Source organism: Pseudodesulfovibrio profundus (assembly GCF_900217235.1).
Classification (GTDB): Bacteria; Desulfobacterota; Desulfovibrionia; order Desulfovibrionales; family Desulfovibrionaceae; genus Pseudodesulfovibrio; species Pseudodesulfovibrio profundus.
Map to the genome: position 1 here is coordinate 1873306 of NZ_LT907975.1, position 24305 is coordinate 1897610.

At 53.5% G+C, this 24305-nt stretch carries 22 protein-coding genes; 16 read left to right on the forward strand and 6 right to left on the reverse strand.

Annotated elements, in window-relative coordinates:
- Positions 1-4 precede the first annotated feature (4 nt).
- The gene (locus DPRO_RS08915) at positions 5-2425 is read right to left on the reverse strand and encodes a c-type heme family protein (RefSeq protein ID WP_097011728.1); all 2421 of its coding nucleotides are present in this window, start codon (positions 2423-2425) and stop codon (positions 5-7) included.
- Between the two features lie 292 nt (positions 2426-2717).
- Between DPRO_RS08915 and DPRO_RS08920 the strand changes: the two genes are divergently transcribed.
- The 8 genes from DPRO_RS08920 (at position 2718) to DPRO_RS08950 (ending at position 8936) form a co-directional block, all read left to right on the forward strand.
- Positions 2718-4358 carry a YeiH family protein gene (locus DPRO_RS08920; protein ID WP_097011729.1) on the forward strand — a complete coding sequence of 547 codons (1641 nt, stop codon included), beginning with the start codon at positions 2718-2720 and terminating at the stop codon, positions 4356-4358.
- A 14-nt stretch (positions 4359-4372) separates the two neighbouring features.
- On the forward strand, positions 4373-4540 hold the full coding sequence (locus DPRO_RS20310) for a hypothetical protein (RefSeq protein ID WP_173806774.1): 168 nt from the start codon (positions 4373-4375) through the stop codon (positions 4538-4540).
- Positions 4541-4629: 89 nt separating this feature from the next.
- Positions 4630-5073, forward strand: coding sequence for a universal stress protein (locus DPRO_RS08925; protein WP_097011730.1), 444 nt, complete (start codon positions 4630-4632; stop codon positions 5071-5073).
- Positions 5070-5678, forward strand: a complete 609-nt coding sequence (locus tag DPRO_RS08930; RefSeq protein ID WP_097011731.1) for a hypothetical protein — start codon at positions 5070-5072, stop codon at positions 5676-5678. The genes DPRO_RS08925 and DPRO_RS08930 overlap by 4 nt, the downstream gene beginning before the upstream one ends.
- 12 nt (positions 5679-5690) lie before the next feature.
- A complete protein-coding gene (locus tag DPRO_RS08935; protein ID WP_232005756.1) occupies positions 5691-6002 on the forward strand; it encodes a hypothetical protein in 312 nt (103 codons plus the stop codon).
- Between the two features lie 165 nt (positions 6003-6167).
- Complete coding sequence (locus DPRO_RS08940) at positions 6168-7436, forward strand: protein kinase (RefSeq protein ID WP_097011732.1); 1269 nt, start codon at positions 6168-6170, stop codon at positions 7434-7436.
- A 115-nt stretch (positions 7437-7551) separates the two neighbouring features.
- Entirely contained in the window at positions 7552-8289 is a 738-nt protein-coding gene (locus tag DPRO_RS08945; RefSeq protein WP_097011733.1) for a dienelactone hydrolase family protein, read from the forward strand.
- A 116-nt stretch (positions 8290-8405) separates the two neighbouring features.
- Positions 8406-8936, forward strand: a complete 531-nt coding sequence (locus tag DPRO_RS08950; protein WP_097011734.1) for a bacterioferritin — start codon at positions 8406-8408, stop codon at positions 8934-8936.
- An 81-nt stretch (positions 8937-9017) separates the two neighbouring features.
- On the opposite strand, the gene DPRO_RS08955 is transcribed toward DPRO_RS08950, so the two are convergent.
- Entirely contained in the window at positions 9018-9734 is a 717-nt protein-coding gene (locus DPRO_RS08955) for a PEP-CTERM sorting domain-containing protein (protein WP_157917407.1), read from the reverse strand.
- 178 nt (positions 9735-9912) lie between these two features.
- Positions 9913-11033 (reverse strand): IS3 family transposase gene (locus DPRO_RS08960; protein WP_097010299.1). Its coding sequence is split into 2 segments (ribosomal slippage): positions 9913-10757 and positions 10757-11033, totalling 1122 coding nucleotides; the frame shifts between segments, so codons are not numbered across the junction.
- Between the two features lie 391 nt (positions 11034-11424).
- On the opposite strand from DPRO_RS08960, the gene DPRO_RS08965 reads away from it, so the two are divergent.
- Together DPRO_RS08965 and DPRO_RS08970 are read left to right on the forward strand one after the other, a co-directional pair.
- Positions 11425-11994: a NapC/NirT family cytochrome c gene (locus tag DPRO_RS08965; RefSeq protein ID WP_097011736.1), complete on the forward strand. Its 570-nt coding sequence runs from the start codon at positions 11425-11427 to the stop codon at positions 11992-11994.
- A 12-nt stretch (positions 11995-12006) separates the two neighbouring features.
- Positions 12007-13389 carry a multiheme c-type cytochrome gene (locus DPRO_RS08970; protein ID WP_097011737.1) on the forward strand — a complete coding sequence of 461 codons (1383 nt, stop codon included), beginning with the start codon at positions 12007-12009 and terminating at the stop codon, positions 13387-13389.
- 461 nt (positions 13390-13850) lie between these two features.
- Here the strand turns inward: DPRO_RS08970 and DPRO_RS08975 are convergent, their stop codons facing one another.
- The 3 genes from DPRO_RS08975 to DPRO_RS08985 are packed head-to-tail and all read right to left on the reverse strand — an operon-like array spanning position 13851 to position 16184.
- Positions 13851-14438 (reverse strand): YceI family protein, encoded by a 588-nt coding sequence (locus tag DPRO_RS08975; RefSeq protein ID WP_097011738.1) that lies wholly within the window; start codon positions 14436-14438, stop codon positions 13851-13853.
- A 25-nt stretch (positions 14439-14463) separates the two neighbouring features.
- On the reverse strand, positions 14464-15762 hold the full coding sequence (locus DPRO_RS08980; protein WP_162291167.1) for a ferredoxin reductase family protein: 1299 nt from the start codon (positions 15760-15762) through the stop codon (positions 14464-14466).
- A 32-nt stretch (positions 15763-15794) separates the two neighbouring features.
- Positions 15795-16184, reverse strand: a complete 390-nt coding sequence (locus DPRO_RS08985; RefSeq protein WP_097011740.1) for a hypothetical protein — start codon at positions 16182-16184, stop codon at positions 15795-15797.
- A gap of 307 nt (positions 16185-16491) precedes the next feature.
- On the opposite strand from DPRO_RS08985, the gene DPRO_RS08990 reads away from it, so the two are divergent.
- The 6 genes from DPRO_RS08990 to DPRO_RS09015 all read left to right on the forward strand — a co-directional run bounded on the left by DPRO_RS08990 (position 16492) and on the right by DPRO_RS09015 (position 24305).
- Positions 16492-18696: a PAS domain S-box protein gene (locus DPRO_RS08990; protein WP_097011741.1), complete on the forward strand. Its 2205-nt coding sequence runs from the start codon at positions 16492-16494 to the stop codon at positions 18694-18696.
- Between the two features lie 77 nt (positions 18697-18773).
- A complete protein-coding gene (locus DPRO_RS08995) occupies positions 18774-20459 on the forward strand; it encodes an FAD-dependent oxidoreductase (protein ID WP_097011742.1) in 1686 nt (561 codons plus the stop codon).
- 566 nt (positions 20460-21025) lie between these two features.
- On the forward strand, positions 21026-21616 hold the full coding sequence (locus tag DPRO_RS09000; RefSeq protein WP_097011743.1) for a TetR/AcrR family transcriptional regulator: 591 nt from the start codon (positions 21026-21028) through the stop codon (positions 21614-21616).
- A 42-nt stretch (positions 21617-21658) separates the two neighbouring features.
- The gene (locus tag DPRO_RS09005; RefSeq protein WP_097011744.1) at positions 21659-22660 is read left to right on the forward strand and encodes a TRAP transporter substrate-binding protein; all 1002 of its coding nucleotides are present in this window, start codon (positions 21659-21661) and stop codon (positions 22658-22660) included.
- An 86-nt stretch (positions 22661-22746) separates the two neighbouring features.
- Complete coding sequence (locus DPRO_RS09010; RefSeq protein WP_097011745.1) at positions 22747-23745, forward strand: TRAP transporter substrate-binding protein; 999 nt, start codon at positions 22747-22749, stop codon at positions 23743-23745.
- A 71-nt stretch (positions 23746-23816) separates the two neighbouring features.
- Positions 23817-24305, forward strand: coding sequence for a TRAP transporter small permease (locus DPRO_RS09015; protein WP_097011746.1), 489 nt, complete (start codon positions 23817-23819; stop codon positions 24303-24305).

Sequence of the window (24305 nt, forward strand, 5' to 3'; positions counted from 1 at the left end):
CCCCTTACTCCTTATCACCGCTTGCGCGGGGCAAACGGATGGAGAAAACTGCTCCATCGTCATTCTTCACATCAATGGTTCCATGCATTTCCTGCACAAGGCCATATACCACCGCCAAGCCCAGTCCGGTCCCCTTGCCCACTTCCTTGGTGGAGAAGAAGGGATCGAACAACGACTTGATATTTTTATCGGATACGCCCGGTCCGTTGTCGCGGACCCGCAGCAGGATCATATCCGTCCGAATGTCATGCGATATGAGCACCGTGATGACACCAGTCCCCGGGTCAACGGCATCAAGGCCATTCTTGAGAAGGTTGGCGAGAATCTGCTCGACAGACTGCTCGTTGGCAACCACCGAAGGCAGGTTGGGAGCAAAGTCCTTGCGCAATGTGACCCCTTGCTGCTGGGCCTGAAGCCGGAACACGCTCATGGAGTTGGATACGACGGTGCCGATATCCAGCTCGACAAGCTCCGCCTGTTTCGGGCGAGCAAAGTTGAGCAGATCCTGCAAGACGTTCTGCGCCTGTGTGGCGTGTTTCAGGATGACCTCGGCATCAGAACCGATCTCCTGTCCAGGCTCCGCTCCCTTGAGCAACTCGGCATAGCACTTGATGACACCCAGCGGGTTGTTCATCTCATGCGCCAGTCCAGCGGCAAGCTGACCGACCGTGGCCAGCTTCTCGCTCTGCTGCATGGTTTCGAGCATCCGCCGTTCCTGTGTGATATCGCGAACGTAGATAACTCCCTGCCGCTCACCGGCAGCGCCCCCGGTCACGGGGAAGACGTTGAGGGCAAAGTTGCGGCCGTCATCGGTTTCCACCACCTGCGACATGGGTTCTCCCTGTCGCAAAGAAGCCGGGAACGGACATTCACCGAACACGCCACCGTCATGGAACAATCGCCCACAGGCATCGTCAGACAAGGCACCACCAAATGAGGTTGCCAGCTCACGAGCGGCCTGGTTTGCCAGAACAACGCTTCGGCTGGAGTCCATGAGCAGCAACGGATCACCGATGCCTTCGACAATAGCCTGCAGCATTCCTTTCTGGCGAAGGAGGTTGTTCAGTGCGGACAGGTTTTCCATAGCAATGCCAAGCTGGTGTCCGAGCGCCCGGAGCACATCTCGGTCCTGTTCCTTGAGCCCTTTGCCTTCTTCCCACTCCAGGCAAAGAATGCCTTCGGAATACTCGTCGGATGCGCCGACCGGAATATATGCCTTATTATCCTCATAGAAAGGCTTGACCTCAACGAGGATTTCCTTCCAGTTGCCGGGAAGCTCCGGCCGTTGCAATCCTTCCGGCCACGTATAGTAGCTCCGAGAGGCGAACATGCAGACAAAGCCGCCCTGCACCGCCTTGAATCGACGAACGATGAGCGGAAGGGAATATTTCCACATGTCACGCCGCGAGTGGCTCTTGTTAAGGCCATCCAGCAACTGGACAAAGAGTCCCACGTCCGACCGACGCTCGTCAGCTTCATCACGCAGCTCATGGGTTCTGACTTCAACCATCTGTTCCAGGTTGACCGAGTGTTCACGCAACTGATGGTGGACGCTGTGCAGGTGATCGCCCAGCTCCTCCAGCCCTTGCATGACTTCCTCGATTTCATCTTCCTGTTCGAGCTTCTGGGTCACTCCCAACTCAGGCTCCACATCGAAAAGATTGCGGAATTTCTGAATAAGACGTCTGAGGTTGGTCATGATCAATCGGTTGAAGAACATCTGCACCAGACCAAAGAAGATCAACATGCCGCCACCGTACAGGGCTGCATACCCCATGGTAGCCTCACGAATCTTGGCAACGGCTCCGTCTACGGGCACGCCTACAACCACAAGGCCGTCAGTAGCGTCTTCCTCATGATCAAATCCACGCTCGGCACCATATCGATCAAGCAACACCGGCGGAGCATCGGACGGTGTTCCGTGACATGTCAGGCACGATTCCTTGAATATGACCGGACGCGCCTTGATGTAATAATCCTTGCCGTTGATCTCGCGATAGCCTTCCCAATAGTGCTTGCCCTCATTGGTGCGAAAATACTGCAGCAGGTCTGCTTCCTGGCTGTTGATCTCAAAAAGCGGATTACGGGCGTTCTCTGCCACACGCCGATAGTGGTAGGCCGTGTCGCTCAGATCAAGTCGATCCATGATTGCCCGGGATATATATGAGGATGACATGGCTTCGATGATGAATTCATCTTCCGGCAATGTCTGAAACATCTTGGGACGCAGCACTTCACGTACATAGGACTGCACACTGGACACCGATCCAAAAACGAGATCGGCCCTGTCGCGCACCTGTGCATCAAGCAGCGAGCTTAAATGAAAATACATTCCCGAAGCGAAGAACACCCCGAGAAATAGAACAATGGTCCCCAAGCCAAACAAAAATTTGGCCTGGAGTTTTTTCGGACCCAGATACGCCATGATTCACTCCGGGGGCACCGCCCCCCTCGGTTGTAAATTGACTCCCCAGCCTGCGCTGAAGGCACGTGACCCTATCGTACTTTGCCGTCTTGGTACAACGAGAAGACGAATTGTCATACTTATGCCAACCGGAGGTTACCACCTGTAAACCAGAGTTAGCAATATGTGAATTTTCATTTTTTACTAAATCTAATAAAAAAGGACACTTATCTCTTTTTTCACGTTTGGCACGTACCTTGCCTATAAGAGAGTGACTGTTCATTATTTAGATAACCCAAAGGAGAGGTTAGGTATGGCTAAAGTAGACGTCGGACGTCCCGACAATACTCCATTGTGGATCCTCAGCGGCATGCTGTTGATCTATGGTGCTCTGGTCGCCTCCGGAGCACTGACCGGTCTGTTGACCACGTTCAAGGTTCACAAAGCAATTGGCATGATGGAAACTCTGTCATTCGTCGGTGGTGGCCTTGGTGTCGCAACCGCACTGCTGCGTCAAACCCGCATGGGCAAGCCCATGACAAATTTTGACACGTTCGTTCTGGAGACCATCCCGGGCGTTCTGTTCATCCTGGCACTGGCCATGGGCATCCGTTGGTTGGCCGAGCCCACTGTCAAGATGATGTCCTCCGCCCTGGTCCCCGTACTCGGCTTCAAGATCTACAAGGTCCTGAACCTGAACTACGTTGTCCTCGGTATTATCGTTGGTATTATCATTACCAACACCTGGGGCATTCCCCGTTTCGCTGCATCCGGTGTTAAGACCGCTCGCTTCGTACTGAAGATGGGTGTTATCCTCCTGGGTGCCCGTTACTCTTTCGCCGAGCTTGCCAAGCTGGGTATGGTTTCCGTCTGGATGATCGGTTTCTTCGTCCTCGGTACCGTATTCTTCGTGCTCTTCCTCGGTAAAATCTTCAAACAGCCCAAGTCCATGACTGGCGTACTCTCCGCTGGTATGGGTGTTTGCGGTGTATCCGCAACTGTTGCTTGTGCTCCGGTCGTCAAGGCCAAGTGCTCCGAGATGGCTTACACCATCGGTACCATCCTCGGCTTCGGTATCCTCTGCATGTTCGCCTTCCCGACCATCGGTAAGCTGGCTGGCATGAACGCAACCCAGTTCGGTGCATGGGCCGGTACCGGTATCCTGAACTCCGCTCAGGTTGCTGCTGCCTGTCTCGCATTTAACGCCGTTGACATTAAGACCCTGAAAGTCGGTGAGATCTTCAACATCACCCGTGTTCTGTTCCTGCCCATCATCGTCCTGGTGCTCGCCACCTGGTTCGGCAAGCAGTCCGGCACGAAGCTCTCCTTCAAGGAAGTTGTCATCGACAAGTTCCCCATCTTCATTCTCGGCTTCCTGCTGCTCTTCCTGATGTCCTCCCTGGGTCTCTTCTCCCCTCCGGGCCACTACAAGGGTAAGTACCTCGACTTCAGCTACAACCAGCGCACCGAAGTCACCCCTGAAGAGCTGACCACCCTGAAGAAAGCCCTTGATACCGGTATCGCCGGCCTGAACGCTCAGGAACAGGAAGCTTTTGCAGACCTGGTCAAGCAGCACCAGATCGCCGGTAACTTCGAAGACCGCGAAAACAAATCCAAGTTCGACGAAACTGCTCGTGGTCGTATGTCTGGCCTCGAATCCATGATCGCTCGCGACAAGGGTGGAGAAATCACCCTGACAGCAGAAGTCAAGGACGCTGTAAAGCATGCTCTCAAGCAGGTTAAGAAGGCATCCAAGACTGTTGTTACCCTGACTGACGCCATGATCTGGTTCTTCGCCTACGGCCTTATCGGTCTCGGCATGCAGATCACCAAGAAGTCTCTTGCTCAGGCCGGTGGCTGGCCGCTCATTATGGGTGGTATCTCCGGCGTAGCCAAGGCAACCCTGTCCTTCATCGTTGTCATGTACTTCGTTAAGGACGTAGTCCTTCACTAAAAGGAGAAATGAAAATGGCACAACCCGATGTCAAATGCGATATCAATAAGTCCGATCAGGAAGAGAACGAAGAACGCGCACTGTCCGTCTTCGAATCCGAGAAGAACGAAGACCTGACCGCCCTCGCGCTGGTCATGGTAGTTACCTTCCTCGTACTCCTGTTCACCAAATGGCTTGCCTAGTAAGTAAATAACCGACATCCTCTCCGTTTCCGAGAGGGACCACATGGTCCCTCTCGGCACGGAGAGCAAACAAAAAAACAATACTCGTCATGAAGCATATATTACTCGCCACCCACGGAACTCCCGGAGCACGCAAGGCCGAAATCCTTGCCCGGCAGTGGGCTTATCAATACGGCGCAAAGGTCACCGTCCTGTCCATCATCAATGAGGCCTGGGGCGACATGACCTGCGACGACTGGCTCAACACATCAACGACACGCAACAACTTCGGATCCTATGTGGCGGGAGAAATCGCCAAGGAAATCGAAGGAGTCTGGGATCGCGTTCGCAAGGATTTCGATGGAATTGAAATCGATTTCCTGAGCAAGGGCGGCAAACTCGAAGATGTATTGGCTGAAGCGGCCGAAAAGGTCGGCGCCGATGTGGCGATTATGGGTGCCTGGCAGAAAGTACAGGCTCCCGGCTTCAAGGACCGTTTAGAAAACAAGCGTCTGCACCCGCAGATGCCCTGCCCGCTGGTGGTGGCACCATGACAAGCACTTCTGATCTCATAGACCGTAGAGAACGCGCTCAGGCCGAGGCCGACGAGCTGCCCCGTCCCAACACGTGGATGGAGACAACGCTTCCCTGGAACGAATCGTTCTGGCAGAAGCTCAACCGTAAAACGCTCATGCGTCTCAACCCGCACTGGCATATTGAAAAGCCCAAAGACGGCGCCTATCCGGTAGAAGATGTGCTGGTGGAATCCGAGTTCAACACCGACCCGGAGTTCAATCGTGATGAAAAGACGTTCTCGGCCCATTTCTCTGAAATTGGCCTGACGCTTTCCGCACGCTCCACTGAAGACGGAACCAATACCGCTCTGTCTTACTCCATTGATGCGCCCAAAGGTGCTTCATTCACCAAGGAAGATGCGGGACGCACCATGCAATACTGGCTGCCTTCGCTTCGGGAATACTACCGACTCCATGAAAGCAACTCGCTCAAGCACCGCGCCTGGCGTTTCTTCATGGACAAGATCATCCTGACGATGAATCCCACCCAGCGTCGTATCTGCGGTTTCATGTTCAAACTGACCATCCTCGAATGCCTGCTCATTCTCATTCTGGGCGTCGGCTGGTTCTACTACGGAGCATAAACGGAGTTGATCATGGCAGAATCCAAAATTTACAAGAACATGTTTAGGCACTTTTTCGTTGGACTGGGTGCAATAACCTATCTCACCCTGGGTTTCACCCTGCTCTACCAATACCTCGGCGTCATCAATGACTGGCCGGGAGTATTCCTTACCGTGATGCGCGAAGCCTCCGGAGATTGGTGGCTGGACATCGATTGGACATCCCCTGTGCTGCTTGGCACCTTTTGCATCACCACGTTGCTTGCGGGCATTTATGCCGCCGTCAAGCGCAACGATTTCGGTGAATACAGAGAACCGGACATCCAAAGCCAATCCGGCTTCTAGCGCAACACCCGAGGTCATCGCCCCCGACCTCGGGTGTTTTTCATGTATCTGTCGCTTGGCAGAGGCATCATCATATTTTATACTACAATCAGGTGATACCAAGAGATTGGTAGCCCTTCGCGGTGTCTGTTTTCTCCTCTTTTCTTATCGATCAGGAGAACGTCAATGTGGAGCGCTCTGGAAAATATGGCCCTCAGAGAGTCTCTCCCGCCGCCATTGCAACCGGGAGAATCCATCAATGGAATACTGGTCGCCGGCCAGTTTCCAGTTGTAGGGCATAACCTGTTTCACCTTGGCAGCCGCCGATCCCGTCCATATCTGCTCAAACAGTTCTACTCACTTGATACCGACGCCTTTCTTCGTCGCCAGAACGAATCACGCTTCATCACAGTCCCTCAAACGCCAAACGTCAACTGGCCAACAGAGGAGTGGCGTGGAGGCGTTGTCATCCCCAGAGCAACCGGCATCACGCTCAAGCGCTGGATAGACGAGCGCACTCCGCCCATTCGCCACCGCCTCGAAGCGACTGCAAACCTCGCTTTGCACCTCGCCACACTCCATGCCAGTGGGGTTGCCCATCGAGACCTCTCGCTTAATACTATCCTCATAGATGGCAAGAACATTGTCCTTACGGACTTCGGATCTGCCGTGACCAACGTATGGGACGATCTGTGGACAGACACCCTGTATAAACCGCGTGCAAATGCCTGGGCTTGCCCACCGATGCCGTGGGAAACGGAACCACCTTTCGCCATCGACATCCATGCCTTTGGTGCCATAATGCAGATTCTGACAACCGGCATTCAGCCATACACACGCCGTCATTGTCTGGCGTATCATTGCCTGCCGTTCAGACTCAGACCGATCAGACCTCCCAGGAACGAGGCATTGCCCGCCGTTGTCTATGAACTGATCGAAGCCTGTCTTGCCAGCCGACCGGAAGACCGGCCAACCATGCAGGATGTTGCTGACAAGCTGAAAATCTACAGCAGCGGATTTTCACCAGAGCCACTTCACTCCATCGAGCCCCCTCAACGGCATGGGGCCGCCAATCGAATCATGGTGTTCATCAACGACGACCATCAGTCGGTGTCGTTATTCGATGTAGCTTTGGACATGGCCGTGCAGCACCCCTCCATGTTCCTGTTCGTCAGCATTGTTCCGAACAACCTGCCCAGCGGGCATGCCCAGCGATTCAAAGGAAACCTGTTCCGCAAGCTCAATCACGGTCTGATGCGATGCCGGGCTGCCAATGTCAGTTGGAGTCTGCGCATTCTGGAGAATGTCGATCCAGAGCAGGCTGCGGTAGCACTCATATCCCAGTACCAACCCCACACAGTTCTTGTCGGCACCCCCAATTCTCGTGTCAAATGGCGTACCAGCTTTCCGAAGGCGCTGAAATCGCGAGACATCCCTGTAACCATCATCAACTAATGCTCCCGCCAGAGCTTTCATTGTGATTCACCGCTGACGTGTGCTATGCTGGTACGCAAAACTATGTGCTTGCCAACCAACGCCAGCAGCGGACCTGCCGCAAAGGAATCTATCAATGAAAAGACTCATCATCGCCTTTGTACTGATGCTCTCCTGCGCACTGCCAGCCACGGCAGGAAGCATGGTCAACTACACCATCAACGGAGAGGCTTTCGAGGGGTACTTCACCTCACCAGCCGATAACGCACCGCTCGTCGTCATCATTCACGACTGGGACGGCCTGACCGATTATGAAATCACCCGGGCGAACATGCTCCATGAGCTTGGATACGCCGCTTTTGCCGCCGACCTGTATGGGGCCGGTGTTCGCCCCACAAAAACCGAAGACAAACGCAGTCAGACGCAGGCTCTCTACACCAACCGGGAGAGAATGCGCACATTGATGTATGGCGCATTGAAAGTCGCTGACAAACTCGGGGCTGACACTGCCAACGCGGTTGCCATAGGATACTGCTTTGGCGGTGCCTCCGTGCTCGAGCTGGCACGATCCGGTATGCCCATGAAAGGATTTGTTTCCTTTCATGGCGGGCTGACCACACCGGAAGGCCAAGGGTACGCTGATACAAACGGGTTTGTTCTGGTGCTGCACGGCACAGCGGATACTGCGGTCACCATGCAGGATTTTGCCAATCTGGCCGTGGAAATGGAGGAGGCAGGAGTCGCTCACGAGATGACCACGTACAGCGGTGCACCTCATGCCTTCACGGTTATCGTCAGCACTCGCTACCATCCCGAGGCCGACAGGCAATCGTGGGCACGTCTGATTCGCTTTTTGGGTGAGACCCTTAACTGATCAACCTGACATCAAGGTTCATTTGTCGCACACAACATATGCAATCGTTCCTGAACAATAATCTGTTCAGGAAAGTAACAATCATCCGTCAATACCATTTGCCACAGGAGGTTTTCATGTCTGACAAGGAAAAACGCAGAGCCAACGTCATCGAAGTGTTGAACAAGGCACGAGCAATGGAGCTTCAGGCCATTCACCAGTACATGAACCATCATTACAGCCTGGATGACATGGATTATGGTGAGCTGGCTGCAAAGATGAAACTCATTGCCATCGATGAAATGCGTCACGCCGAAGACTTTGCCGAGCGCATCAAGGAGTTGGGTGGAGAACCGACAACATCAAAGGCCGGTCCCATCGAAAAAAGGCAACCCATCGACAAGATATTTGTCTACGACGCCGAGGAAGAGGATAACGCCATTGATGCCTACAACCAGTTCCTCCTTGTATGCCGCGAGAATGGTGATTCCGTGAGCGTCAAACTTTTCGAGGAAATCATTGATGATGAACAGGCGCATTTCAACTATTTCGACGCCATCAAGGACCACATCGAAAGCCTCGGCGACTCCTACCTTTCACGCATAGCAGGCACGTCGTCAGCCACAGGCCTTGCCCCACAAGGATTTGTCATTACCGGCAAGGGATGATGTATTCCCATTCAAAACAACCAAGCGGCGCACTCACATCGAGTGTGCCGCTTTCCATTTGGGGCGAGAGATTTATTACGATCACTCCAGGCTTCTCTTTCTTCTGTGTAAGTACATCACTCCCAGAATCCCCACGCTCAACAGAGCGAAGGTGGAAGGTTCTGGGGTAGTGACGGGAACGACGGAAGAAGATGATGCTGTTTCAAATCGGAGATAGGAAGGGGTTTCGCTTTCACCTGCCGCCAGATACATTTCGGCGTACCCCTGCTCCTTGAACTCAAAGGCGGACCATGCATATCCCATGGTCAGGTCATTGACGATATACTCGGTAACATCCAGAGAATGCCAGCCCAGCGTAGCGCCGACCATGATGGTCTCGAGCCACTGATTCCCTGAAATCTTGTCACTCGCATTGCCTGTGGCCGAGGATGAATCTTCGGCATGATACAGCTTGCCTGCTACATCATAATAATTCCACCCACGACTTCTTGTGGATAACAGATTGTAATTGAAGGTAACGGAAACGATATCATCCACAATACCGGTGAATTCGCCAAGGTCATATTGCAGATAAGCGTTTCGCCAACCTCCATCCCCATACTCATACCAGTCGTATGCTCCAACGACCGAAGAGCCGTTCTCAAAACCGGAATCATCCCAGGCGCTGTAGCCCCAGCGATCCTTCCCGGCCATCCCGTCGCCTCCCGGAGTGACCTCGATATTCAAAAATCCTGCTGAAGCGTTGACAGCAAACAATACGCCGAAGACCAAAACCAGAGTAGCGAAAACCTTTTTCATACTACTGCGCCTCCCCCCATCCTTTGGACCACTGATCGGCCATTTTAAGGTGGAGTCCTGCGTCCGAGTTTGTGCCTCCGTGGAGGCGGTTCGCCGCAGCCGTTGTGGAGCGTAGCCCGTCCCCGCAGGGGCGGCCCGAAGGGCCGAGGGCGGAGCGGAGCAACGGCTGCGAGCCAAGTCAATGAACATTCAGGTTGCCTCTGTATACGGCAGCGGGAGTTCTTTTGTCCAACGACGAATGTCCGCGCTCTTCGTTGTAATACCGAAAATAGCGCGTAAGCCCATGGTATAGCTCGATTCCATCAGAATACGCCTTGGGGTAAACATCCTCGTATTTCACCGTCCACCACAACCGCTCGATAAATACGTTGTCGATTGCACGGCCTTTGCCGTCCATGCTGATTGCAATGCCCTTGCTCTGCAAAACGCCGGTAAATTCACGGCTCGTGAATTGCGCTCCCTGGTCCGTATTGAACATCTCTGGCGTGGAGATGCGCAATGCCTTGCTCAGTGCGTCCACGCAAAACGAACTGTCCATGGAATTTGACAGTTCCCAAGCCAATACGAATCGGCTCCACCAGTCAATCACTGCCACCAGATACAGAAAGCCGCGCTGCATGGGGATGTAGGTGATGTCAGCACTCCAGACTTGATTCTTTCGCTCAATGGCAACTCCTTTCAGCAGATAAGGAAACACGGGATGCTCCGGGTTGGGGACACTCGTATGCGGCCCTGGAGTAATCGCTTGCAAGCCCATCAGCTGCATCAGTCGCTCAACTCGCTTGTGGTTGATCTGATGGCCTTGTGTCTTCAGCCAATCCGTCATGCGCGGCGAGCCGTAATCCGGCTGACGCAGATACTGCTCGTCGATGAGACGCATCAAGGCCAAGTTCTCATCGGACTCGGCTGCAGGTTTGTAGTAAAACCCCGAGCGGGAAATGCCTGCCAACTTGCATTGCCGCCGGATGGAATACTCCCGATCCGGTTTGATCCACTGGCGGCGTACCTCAAGCGGCAGGCTTACAACTTTTTTTCAAGCCACTTGATATCCATCTTGAGCCGACCGATCTCCTCGAACAAAGGTGCGGTGACCTCCTCCTGGCTCTTGGCTTTCTTGCCACCGGAAAAGATTCCTTCGGCATTTTCAAGGAGCTGCCTTTTCCAGGTGGATATCTGGTTGGGATGCACTTTGTACTCCGCAGCCAACTGCGCCAACGTTTTCACGCCACGGATAGCTTCCAGCGCGACCTTGGCCTTGAACTTATCCGAATGCTTCCGTCTTTTGTTGCTCTTTGTCATACGTCCTTCCTTATCGGTTTAAGGACGCAGATTCCACTTTAACCGGTGGTCCGAATTTCGGGGGAAAGCGCACTACCTCCTAATTATGTCCTCTCACCCCCGCTGCGCCCAAGCAACATTCAGACCACCGCGGTAAGCCTACGCAATTGATATCAATGAATATTCTCAATTTTTTCTAGATTTTCTGGAAAAACTGACAATGTGTAACCAATTCCGACACCCCACCACCAGCCAATCAAGGAGCATTGCCTGGAGTCCATCAGCGGGACCAAGCAATAAAATAACTCCGTCGTGGTGCATAAACGCGAAAAAGTTGATAAGGGGGAAGTATCTCTCTGTCATCTGTCCGGGGAAAAGGGCAAACGGCAGAGCACTGCTACCAGGAGGAGGTATGAAGCGAACAACCAAGTCGGCTTTACTGGTCGTGTTCGGTATCGTGATCGCATTTCCCCTCTTCAGCATGACCTATTACACCATGGTCAGGACTTCGACACCGGAGTTCTGCGGCTCATGTCATGAGATTCGTCCCGCTGTCATGGCCTGGAAGACATCGACACATGTCAACAACGCGCAGGGTTTCGTGGCTGACTGCATGGATTGCCACCTCCCCGCTCCTCACGACACGGTTGATTTCTTTTTCACCAAAACAGCGCACGGCATCAAAGATGTTTTCGCCCACTTCACGGGCGGAGCCGAAAGCTATGATCGACAGGTCATGAAAGAGCGCATCTGGGCAACCATGAAAAATGACCAGTGCATGAAATGCCATCGCAACCTGCTGCACATGCCAGCCAAGCGAGGGGCCATGATGGCGCATCGGCGCGTACTCTATGCCGGAGACAACGAGTACAGGTGCACCGATTGCCACAGGGACCTCGTCCACAACAATCGACAGTTTTACGACTACAAGCAGTTCAACGCCCCGTATCAGGCCAGCGGACTGCGAGATCTGGGCATCTAAAGGAGGGTTTGTATGCACAAAAAATGGATACTGTCTCTAGCTGCTCTTGTAACCGTCATCCTGCTATCGGCCACCGCCGGTGCGCAAAACTACCCCAAGGTACGTGAACTCCGCATGGATCGTCAGACTCCTCCTCAAGGAGTGGCCTGTATCGAATGCCATAGACAGGAAACCCCCGGTATTTTTGCTGACTGGGCCATGAGCCGACACGCATCCGCAGGCATTACCTGTCTGGATTGCCACCAGGCGCAACCCGGCGACAAGGATATCGCCGTGGAACATGAAAAATACTACTCCATGGGTGACATGCCCATGGGCGAAAAACAGTACTTCGTGCCCATCGCCGCCCCCGTGACGCCGAAGGACTGTTCCCGCTGTCATCCCGACGAAGCAAAGCAATACTCGAAGAGTAAACATGCCAACACCATCGAGATCATGTGGAAAATAGACCCGTGGCTCAATCAGGGCATGAACTCCGACAACGAGCGCAAAACCGGCTGTTTCTACTGTCACGGTACTGTGCTCAAAATGAAAGACGGCAAGCTCGACCCGGCCACATGGCCTAATGTCGGCGTCGGCCGCCTCAACCTTGATGGATCACTGGGTAGCTGTACAAGCTGTCATACCCGTCACCGCTTCTCGGTAATGGAAGCGCGCAAACCCGAAACCTGTGGACAGTGCCACCTTGGCCCCGACCATCCGCAAATCGAAATCTATAACGAATCCAAGCATGGCGACATCTACCATGCGTTCAAGCAGGAATACAATTTCGACTCCGCTCCCGGCGCATGGACCCCAGGTGTCGATTATCGTGCTCCGACCTGTGCCTCGTGCCATATGTCCGGTTCAGGCAAGCAGCCGACCACCCACGATGTGACCGAACGTCTGTCATGGGAAACACAGGCACCGCTGACCGTCCGTCCTCAGGACTTCAAGCCGTTCCCATCAGGCACCGACTGGCAGGTGGAACGCGACAAGATGCGCGACATCTGCAAGCAGTGTCACGGCAATGCCTGGGTCGACGACCATTACACGCAGTTCGACAAGGCAGTCGAAGAATACAACGAGGCTTACTTCAAGCCCGCAAAGGCCATACTCGACCAGCTTTATGAAAAGGGTCTGCTCGACAAGTCCAAGTTCTTCGATGAGAACCTGGAAGTACAATACTATGAACTCTGGCACCATGAAGGACGCCGCGCCCGCATGGGTGCAGCCATGATGGCACCGGACTATGCCTGGTGGCATGGCTTCTATGAGTGCAAGCACCGCTTCAACCACTTCATGGAAGAAGCACGCCATCTCATCGAAACCAACACCAAGGCCTACAGGTACCCGGACTTCCCGAATACCGGCGGCGATACCACGCGTCCGGTCGAAATATTCGGCAAGCAATAGGGGCTCGACAACACGAACATCAAAGGGGGCGCTCCGGCGCCCCTTACTTTTTTCGCATAAAGATTCGCATCCGTTCGCCACTCTATCGCCGCCGGGACCGGTAGGGAACACGCGACCATCAGGCACCTGGTTTGCTCCACCTGTCCATAAAGGACAGCCAACCGACCAACGCTTCCTGTATCCGTCAACAATCTTTACAACCGACTGTAAGGAACCTCATACACTTTGCCGAATCCAATGGAACCGGACTAACCCAGTACACCAATATCATTATTCATTTTCTTATGGCCCATAACGTGCATATAGGAAGCAAGTTTTGGTATGGATTGGACCATGCAAATTTTAGCGGCAAGGGGACGCCTGAAATCGCAATCACTTCAGGCACCTTTTTTTATACACCACCAAAACAAAAGGCGCATCCTTCGGGATGCGCCTTTTGAAATGTGCTGCGATTATCGGTTCTAATCAGAGAGAGCCTCTATCGTTACAAAGACCTCGACTTCCTTTCCAACGACGCCAAGCTCATAGAACTTTCCTGTCCCTACTCCGTAAGCCAGACGATCAATGGTGAATCGGCTGTCAAAGCCGGCAACGGACTGGCCTTCCTTCAACGGGTTGTCCACAACGCCGGTAATCTCCATGGGGATCGTTACAGCGTGTGTCTTTCCCTTGATAGTCAGGTCACCGGTTACGAGCAGCATGGTCTCATCAGTTCGCTTTATGCCCGTACTGACAAAAGTCATCTCCGGGTATGCATTGGCATCAAAGAAATCCCCAGAACGGAGGTGATTGTCCCGCTTGGTGATTCCTGTGTTGATGGAAGCCGTCTTGATGGTCATCATCACCTTGCCCTGCTCCGGCTTGTCAGGATCAAGGGAGATGTTGACATCGAACTCCGTGAAGCTGCCACGAACCGTGGACAGTATGTGCTTCACATCAAAATACACATAGGAATGGGCCTTATCCACATTCCAATCCGCTGCAAATGCGGATTGAGCGAGTATCGCGAACAGTAGAAGTGCAACGGAAACCAAACTCTTGATACGCATGTTGAGCTCCTGTTTCTAAAAGGTTTCAAAAACCAAATTCTTCCGTAACTATCTGTGAGGGCGGAACCCCCATTTCACTCAGGGTGCGCTGAACACTTTCCATAAACGGTTGTGGTCCGCACACGAAAAAAAGAGAGTCGGACAAAGGGACCTCGGCCAGGACACGGTCAAGCAGATCGTGATTGACCCTGCCCGTATATTCGTTATCCACACTCGTGGCATCCCGGCTGAAGACATGTGTCACATCAAGCTGGTGCAAGCGAAGGGCATGCTCCTTCAACTCCTCACGGGCAAAGGCATCCTCCACTGTCCGGTTACTCCACACCAGGTGCAATGGAGGTGAAAGTTCATCCATATTCTCGATCATCGACAGCATGGGGGTAATCCCGACACCGCCTGCAATGCACACATAACCAGCTTCGCAACCATATGCTTCAGGACTGAACATACCATAGGGACCACTGACCTGGACGGTATCCCCAACCCGGAGTTGACCGACACGATTCGTCCAGTCGCCGCAACAGCGTATGACAAACCGGAGAGTATCGGCCCCCGGTGAAGACGAAATGGTGAACGGATGCGGCTCCGACGGTATTGGGCCGTCAGTCACATTGATGTACGCAAATTGTCCAGGTGCATGGCGGATTGGATTGCCCAACGGACGCAACCGAAGCTCACGAGCGGCAGGTCCGACCCGTGTCAGCGAAACAACCTCATGCTTCTCCCCATCCATGAATGGCCGAAACAATATCCACCCCCAGCACACGACGACCACGATCCCAACGCAAACCAAAAACACAAGTGGCACGCCGGAGTGATAACTGTCGGTGACATAGTAGACATGGACCAGCGAAGTCACCACCAGAACAATGGCCCCGGCCTGATGCATCCACTTCCAGTAGTGGTAGGGAATTCTTGAGAAGGAGCGCCCATATGCGATGGCTGCATATATTGACAGCGATATGAGCAAGCCGCCCCCGAGAATTTCGGGCCAGTACTCCCACTTCACGGGGATTGTGGCCACATCATCGATGGAAAAAACCAACAGCGGATGCATGACGGCCAACGCAACGATGGTGATGCCGACCATCCGATGGATTCGCACCATGCGGTCATACCCCACCAGCCGCTCAATCATGGTGAAACGGGCTATGAAAAGTATCTGGAGGCCCATCAATACGATCGCTGCAACCCCCGCAGACTTTCCCAGTGTCAGAATATCCCTGTCGATTCCGAACTTGTAGAGCATAGAGGATGACGGATATTCCCAAGGAAGCCATGCTCCGAAAGAAACAGCAACCACAGCTACCAAAAGAAGCAGCATACGGCCCTGCAATCTTCTACGTGAGGACAACATCATGATATACATCGCCTCTCATACGGGGGAAAAGGCCTGTTACGCACGACCTTGAAGCCGACCACTAGGCGCACGGCCACCAGAGCGACCACAGAACCGGTCCACACCAGTGTATCCATATTTTGAAGGGTGTAGAGAGACAGGGCAAGCACCTGCAGTGAGCACAATACCATTTGAAGAATCAGGGCCACGCCCGAAGTACCGACAAAGAAAAGCAGTGGCGTCAGAACGATCAATGCAACAATGTCGGGAGGCGATATCCACCAATGGACCAAAGCGGATTCCGGTGGGTAACGAAACAGTGTGATGCACAGGGAAACAGCACACAGCAACGCGTGTAGTGTCACCAGAGCCGTTGTGGACCAGTATGTCTTATGATCTGTCTTCATGCGTACTCACACTCCATAAAAGGATATCAGTTTTTACAATACATGATCCAACGCGAATGTCTAGAAAATGAAAACGGCAACCTTGGTCAAACTTTGCTTTTCTCCCGTGAAAAAGTGCTTCTGAAAGCTGGCTCTCCCAAGTGCACGATCATGTGCTTACCCTCCATTCTCCCCCCTCTGAATACCACTCATTCTATATTTGATACCAACAAAACAACTGATTGGATTGATCAATTAAATTGACAATCTCCGATACATTATGAAAAATGATAAATAGGATGGAATACCATAGCACCAGAGAATATACATGACAGAGAGCCACACGTTACAACAGGCTTTGGAAACTGCCAGGAGGCGGATAAAGGAGCTTGAAGAAGAACTTGCCAAGCAGGAATCTTCAAATAACACCCCACTTGAGGAGGTGGCATTTGAAAGTGCGCCGGGCGGGATGGCGATACTGTCATCGGAAGGAATTTTTCTGGCATGCAACAAGGTAGGAGCAGACATACTCGGATACACCGTCAGCGAAATGGACGGGTTGCCAATCGATAGACTCTGCATTGATGAAAAGTGCAAGACACTCCTCAAGACCTCCACCCATGTTCCCCAAAACATCAATGACAACCGAATAAGCATGCGACGTAAGGATGGGGAACGAATATGGGTCGATATGGACATCACGCCTGTCGAGTACGGAAGCAAGCAGGCAGTTCTCCTCTCATTCATTGACATAACCCCCCTCAAGGAACTGCAATCCGAGTTGAACTCCGTCTATTCCGATGTGGAACAACTCATCAAAGAACGAACCGCAGACCTTGAGAATGCCAATTACAATCTTGGCGCCCTCAACCACAAGCTCATCAAGCGCGATGTGGAACACCAGACAGCCCGCAAGTCCCTGCAGGAAAGCGAGCAACAGTTCCGATCAATTTTCGAGAACAATCACGCGGTGATGCTCATCATCGACCCCGATAGCGGAGCCATTCTCGACGCCAACCCTGCCGCAGTCGAATTCTATGGATATTCATTGCGCGAAATCAAGACGCTCAACATAGCCCACATCAACACCCTTGATGACGAAGAGATTCTGCAGGAAGTAAAGAACGCCGAGCAGGAAAAGCGCAATCACTTCTTTTTCAAGCATCGACTTGCCAATGGGGACATTCGTGATGTGGAGGTATTCAGCGGCCCCATCACTTCCATTTCGGGACGCATACTCTACTCCATTGTTCATGACATCACGGAGCGACGCGAGGCCGAAGAAAAGCTCGAACAGTACCGACGCATCATCGCCACGGCCACCGATCTCTACTCTCTCGTGGATCGTGACTACCGGTGCACCATGGTCAATGATTCATATCTGTCCACATTCAAGCTCAAGAAGAGCGATGTGATCGGAAAGCCGTTGCAGCAACTGATGGGACAACCCATTTTCGACCAACACATCAAGCCATACCTGGAACGTGCTTTCAAGGGGGAAGCCTGCAATACGGAACACAGGGTGCAGTTGTCCGGCGAAGATCGTTTCTTTACGGTCACATACAACCCCGTACCCCGGGCAGACGGCACTATCGATTATGTTTCGATAGTCTCCAGAGACATTACGGAGCTCAAGGAGCAGGAGCAGAATCTTCGTACCTTCTCCGAACGACTCGCCATTGCCACCAACGCCGGGGAAATCGGCATATGGGAATTGAACATTGAAACCAACGAAGTGTTCTGGGACGACATGATGCGTCGCCTTTATGGTCTCAAGGCGTCAGACGATACGCCCACCTATGAGGTATGGCACTCCTTCGTCCACAAGGATGATCTGGCCAAGGCGGAGAAAGCCCTGCAAGGGGCGCTGAAGAACAATTCCCAGTTCTCCTGCGACTTTCGCATTACCAGGCCCGATGGAGAAGAACGTCACATCAAGTCTGCAGCGCAATTGAACGATCCAAGTGAAAGACCGCGTTCCATGACCGGGGTCAACTGGGATATTACGAAGACACGCAAGTTGCAGGAAGAGTTGCAACGCCTGGCCACCACCGATTCCCTGACCTGTGCTCACAACCGACGAAGCTTCATGGAAAGAGCACATTCGGAAGTGGCGCGCAGTCACCGGCACGGCATTCCCCTCGCCTTGCTCACACTCGACATAGACCACTTCAAGCGGGTGAACGACACGTACGGTCACCCTGCCGGAGAGGAGGTGCTCAAGTCGCTGGTTAACGTTTGTCAGGAAACACTGCGATTCACCGATGTCTTCGCACGTATGGGCGGTGAAGAATTCGCAGCCATCCTCCCGGAAACCCAGATTCCGGAAGCAATCGTCACGGCGGAGCGCGTACGAAAGGCCGTAGCCAGCACCCCAGTGAATACCGATGCAGGTATCATCGACTATACCGTCAGCATAGGCATATCCACCTTGCGCGACGATGACGACTCTCTCGACGATCTCATGCGACGAGCAGACAAGGCCCTGTACAAGGCCAAGGAAAATGGGCGCAATCGAGTCGAAACCGAGTGACCCCTTGACGCAATTCGTCCCTCACCATAGTATTGAAACTTGAATCAAACCATTGTTTTCAAGCAAGTGAGGAGTATATGAGCCCCCTTTTCAGCAAGTCCAATGACGACTGGTTTCTCCCGGAAGACGTTCGCAAGCAGTTGCTCAAGACCTTTGACAGCCTCAAGAACACCGTCGTGCTCGAAACATTCGCCCAACCCGGCGAAAATGACGAGTTCGCCGAATACATGAACAAATTCTGCCGTGATCTGGCAAAACTCACCGACAAGATAGTTGTCAGGGAACACGAGATTCCGTCGGCTCGCGCCGAAGAGTTGGGCGTGACCGCATCTCCGACCCTCTGCATCAATCCGGACGACTACTATATTCGTTTTCTCGGCGCCCCGGTGGGGGAAGAAGGCAAGGCGTTCATCACCGCCATTGTCCTTGTGTCGCTCGGTATGCATGGGTTGTCCGACGTTTCCGGGCCGTTGCTTGAACAACTGAACGAAGAGCGGATGGTGCAGGTTTTCGTCAGCCCGACCTGCCCGTACTGCCCCGGTCAATCCATGAGCGCCATCAAGGGCGCCATTGCCAAGCCGGGACTGATCAAGGCCGAGATCGTGGAAATGAACGAAAACCCGGAACTGACCAAGCGGTACAATGTCGGGTCGGTTCCGCATACCATCATCAATGACGGCGCACACAGCGCGTTGGGGCTGATGCCCGAGGAGCGTTTCATTGTCGAAATGATCTATCTCAAGGATGCAGAGGAATTGCTCGCTGAAGGCGCGCTGCCCGGCATGGACGGCAAACATATCCCATCCCAGTACGGGAACATTGAACCGGGTGAAGTGGATCTCGTGATCATCGGAGCCGGCCCCGCCGGACTGACGGCCGGGATATACGCCATCCGAGCGGGATTGACGGCCGTGGTTCTTGAGAAGAACATTGTCGGCGGTCAGGTGGCGTTGACCCCCGTGGTCGAAAACTATCCCGGATTTGCCAATGTCCCCGGCAAGCAGCTCATGGATATCATGAGCGAGCACGCCCGCGAGTACACCCCTGTTCATGAAGGCGAAGGTGTTGAGTCCATCCAAATGGGCGACCCGGAAAAGGATGAGCCCATGATCATCACCACCAATCGCGGCCAATACACCACCAAGGGAATCATCCTTTCCACCGGTGCCGTGTACCGCCAGCTTGGTGCCCCGGGCGAAACCCGCTACTTCGGGCGCGGCATCAACTACTGCGCCTCCTGCGACGGCTATCTGTACAAGGGCAAGAAGGTCGCCATCATCGGCGGCGGTAATACCGCACTGACCGATGCCCTCCACCTGAAGAACCTTGGTGTGGATGTCACCATCATCCACCGCCGGGATACGTTCCGCGCCCAGCAATCATTGCAGGATTCCATCGAACACGAAGGGATTCCCGTTCTCTGGAATACCGTCGTCGAAGAAATTCAGGGCGACGAGATGCGCGTGAACAATCTGCAACTTCGCAATATCAAAGACGGCACCATGACCAACCTATCCGTAGACGGCGCATTCATCGCCATCGGGCAGGTACCCACCACGGACCTGGCAAAGGAAATGGGTGTGACCATCAAGGAAGACGGATATGTGGAGGTGGACACAACCATGCGCACCAATATCCCGAGAGTCTATGCTGCCGGTGACATCACCGGCGGGCTGCAACAAATTGTCACAGCCATTGGTGAAGGGTCCATCGCGGCCATGAGCGCCTTTGAAGACCTGAGCCACCCCTACTGGAAAAAATAGTCACTGAATCCGATACGCATCACGGCCCGTCGATCATCTGATCGGCGGGCCGTTTTTGGTAGCGGAGCACTGGATGACATTGGTCAGATTCAATTATCGGACAACTCGATTGCAGTCACAACGCCCGCTTTCAATCGAGATATTTTTCGTAAAGTTTGAAAACAGAAGGGGAAACCGCCTTCGGCGGAACTGTCGGGTGATTTCGCCTCCGGCGGCCAAAGGGTGTAACCCTTTGGAATCCCACTCCCGTCTTCGACGAAATCTATCTATTAATTTGGACATCTGTTGAGCTATCAGCCTAAAAGCTATGAATACCTAAGACTAGTATGGATCAGGGCTTCGCATATATTTACCAATATCTGCTGAAAACCTTGGACTTCGACGGTCATTCCACTTCGCTGACAGCCACCAAAAAACCTCTGAAATACAATACTCTCTTGACACTGCCGTGATCAGCTTGCTACCAGAAAAACACGAAAAGTGACTAGCGGTCATTTTTTGACCTTTGGTCACAAAGCGACCAGCAGTCACCAGCGCTGACAAACCAGCAGGACAAAGACGACAACATGGCAAAAAAACAACAGGAAAAATCCCTTCAAACCATGAACGAGCTCATGGCTTCGGCCTTTGAGTTGTTCGGCACCAATGGTTTTGCGCAAACATCCGTGGCAGAGATCACCGATCATGCAGGGTATGCCAAGGGCAGCTTCTACCGACACTGGAACAGCAAGGACGAACTCTTCCTGTCCATTGTCGAGCAGAAGTTCAAACGGTACCGCGCATCCCGGCACAAACGGGTGCGGAATGCCGAAAACCTTGAAGACGCCATGAACGTCATATGGGATTTCCTGAAAACCATTGTCGATGATCGCAACTGGTCTTCCATTTTTCTTGAATTCACCATCTACTCCGCAACCAACGAAAACCTGCGGAAGCTGATGAACCAGTCCGTGTACCGTCTTTCCAATGAAATCTTCGCGGAACTCGTTCGCGACCATGTAGAAACCGACTTCCCGCCCGAAAAGCTCGGTGCGCTGAATACCGCCCTGTTCGAGGGGTACCTCATTCAGCACACACTGGGGACCGAGGTTATCACCTTCGAGGATGTTCGCCAGAACGCCATCCAGATGGCCCTGCGAAACGGCACTAAGCAATGAACGGCGTCATACGCCGAAACCCATAATTTCAAAGGTTGAAGAATGATGAAATCCCTGAAAGTTATCTGCACAATGGCCCTCGTGACACTGGCGTTCGTTTCACACGCAGCAGCCGAGATGACACTGAGCTACTCCAACTTCTTCCCGCCCACCCATGTTCAGTCGCAACTGGCTGAAGAGTGGTGTCGCGAAGTGGAAGCCCGCACCAACGGCAAAATCAAGATCAACTACTACCCCGGCGGTACCCTGACCGATGCCAAGCAGGCTTACGACGGCACGGTCGACGGCATCACCGACATCGCCCTTTCCGCCCTGGCTTACTCCCGTGGCCGTTTCCCGGTCATGGCCGCAGTGGACCTGCCTCTTGGCTACACCACTGGCACCCAGGCTACCGCGGTTGCCAATGCCGTGTTCAACGAGTTCTCTCCTCGCGAATTGCGTGATGTCCAGCCCATGTACTTCCATGCTCACGGCCCGGGACTGCTGTTCGATACGCCCCGTCCTGTTGCAAAACTCGAAGACATCCAGGGCCTGAAAATCCGCGCCACCGGCAACTCCGCCAAGCTCGTCAACGCACTGGGCGGCACGGCTGTTGCCCAGTCCATGCCCGCCACCTATCAGTCCCTGCAAAAAGGTGTAGTGGATGGCTCCATGCACCCCATCGAATCCAACAAGGGCTGGAAGCTGGCCGAAGTGGTCAAATTCGGCACCGAGTCCTACCCCGTGGCCTACACCACCACATTCTTCGTGGTCATGAACAAGGACAAATGGAACGAGCTGGATGCCGACACCCAGCGCATCATTACCGAGATCAACAAGGAATGGGCCGTCAAGCATGGCGAAGCCTGGGACGCAGCCGATGAAGCAGGCAAGCAGTTCTTCCTGCAAAAGGGCGGTACTTTTGTACCTCTGGCAGAAGGTGAAGCCGACCGCTGGGTCGAAGCCGCACTGCCGGTCATCAAAGAATACCAGAGCGATGTAGCCAAAAAGAAGATCGACGGACAGAAGGTCATCGACTTCATCCTCAAAGAATTGGCTCAATAGCCATTCACCCCGCTTGAACGGGCGGTTTCGATATACAAGGGAGGGGCTTTCCCTCCTCGGACCTTTTGCCAACTCTGGAGAGAGAGATGAGAAACCTTTTTACAACCCTGCTGGCCGCTGCCTTGCTCTGCATGGCGCTGCCTGCGACCGGCTCGGCGCAGACGCGACTGACCTACTCGACGTTTTTCCCGCCCGCAAACCATCAGGCCAAACTGGCTGCACAGTGGTGCGAGGAAGTGGAAAAACGGACCAACGGAGAAGTGGTTATCGACTTCTACCCCGGGCAAACCCTGACTAAGGCGCCCCAGTGTTATGACGGCGTTGTCGAGGGTATTTCCGACATCGGCTTTTCCGTTCTGGCCTATTCCCGCGGGCGCTTCCCGGTCATGGCAGCCGTGGACCTTCCCCTTGGATACAAGAGCGCGGCTCAGGCCACGACTACAGCCAATGCAGTGTATGAAAAGTTCACTCCCGAAGAACTTGATGATGTGGAAGTCATGTACTTTCATGGTCATGGGCCGGGACTGCTTTTCACCACGGAAAAGGGTGTCAGAACACTTGAGGACATGCAGGGTCTCAAGATTCGCTCCACCGGCAACTCGGCCAAACTGGTCAAAGCCCTGGGCGGCACTCCGGTGGCCAAATCCATGTCCGAGAATTACCAGTTGCTGCAAAAAGGTGTTGTTGACGGCTCCATGCACCCCATCGAGTCCAACAAGTCCTTCAAACTGGGCGAGGTTTGCAAGTTCGGAACTGACAACTTCGACGTTGCCTATACCACGGTCTTTTTCATTGTCATGAACAAGTCCAAATGGGGCGAGATTGCGCCGGAGCATCAGGCCATCATACGCGAAATCAACAAGGAATGGGCAACCCGTCATGCTGAGGCATGGGACGCTGCCGATGTCGAAGGCCGACAATTCCTTATTGATAAGGGTGGCGAGGTAGTCCAGTTGACTCCCGAAGAATCCGCCAAGTGGGTCAAAGCGGCCCAACCGGTTCTGGACAACTACGTTGAAGAGACCAACGGCAAAGGGCTTGAGGGACGCGTCATCCTTGAGTTCACCAAGTCGACCATCAAATAATCATCCGCAGTCCAAGCAGGACGGGTGATGTGCCCGTCCTGCTTTTTCATGCACAAAGGAAGCTAAGGAACATGGAAGAAACGAGACCAACCGTTCTCAAACGCATTGAAAAGCTCATGCGCAATCTCGCCGCAGCCAGCCTGATAGGCATGGCGCTCGTTACCGGGGCAGATGTCCTGATGCGCGGCGTGTTCAACCAGCCCATTTTCGGCAGTGAGGAAATCGTAGCGATTCTGGGCATCATCGTCGTGGGTTTTGCCCTGCCGTATGCGCACTCCCAGCGCTCGCACATCGGTGTCGAAATTCTTGTCCGACGCCTCTCGCGCAGGACCCGATCCGCTGTCGGCCTCATCACCAATACGGCCACACTGATCCTGATTGGGATACTCACATGGCGCATGTTCCTGTATGCCGCTTCCCAGGCCGAGACCGGTGAAGTTTCCATGAACCTCGAATTGCCCGAGTACATGGTCATCTACATACTCGCTGCTGGATTCCTTGTTTACACGATCTGCCTTGCCGTGGACGTGATCAAATTTTTCAAAAAGAGCGAGGGATAG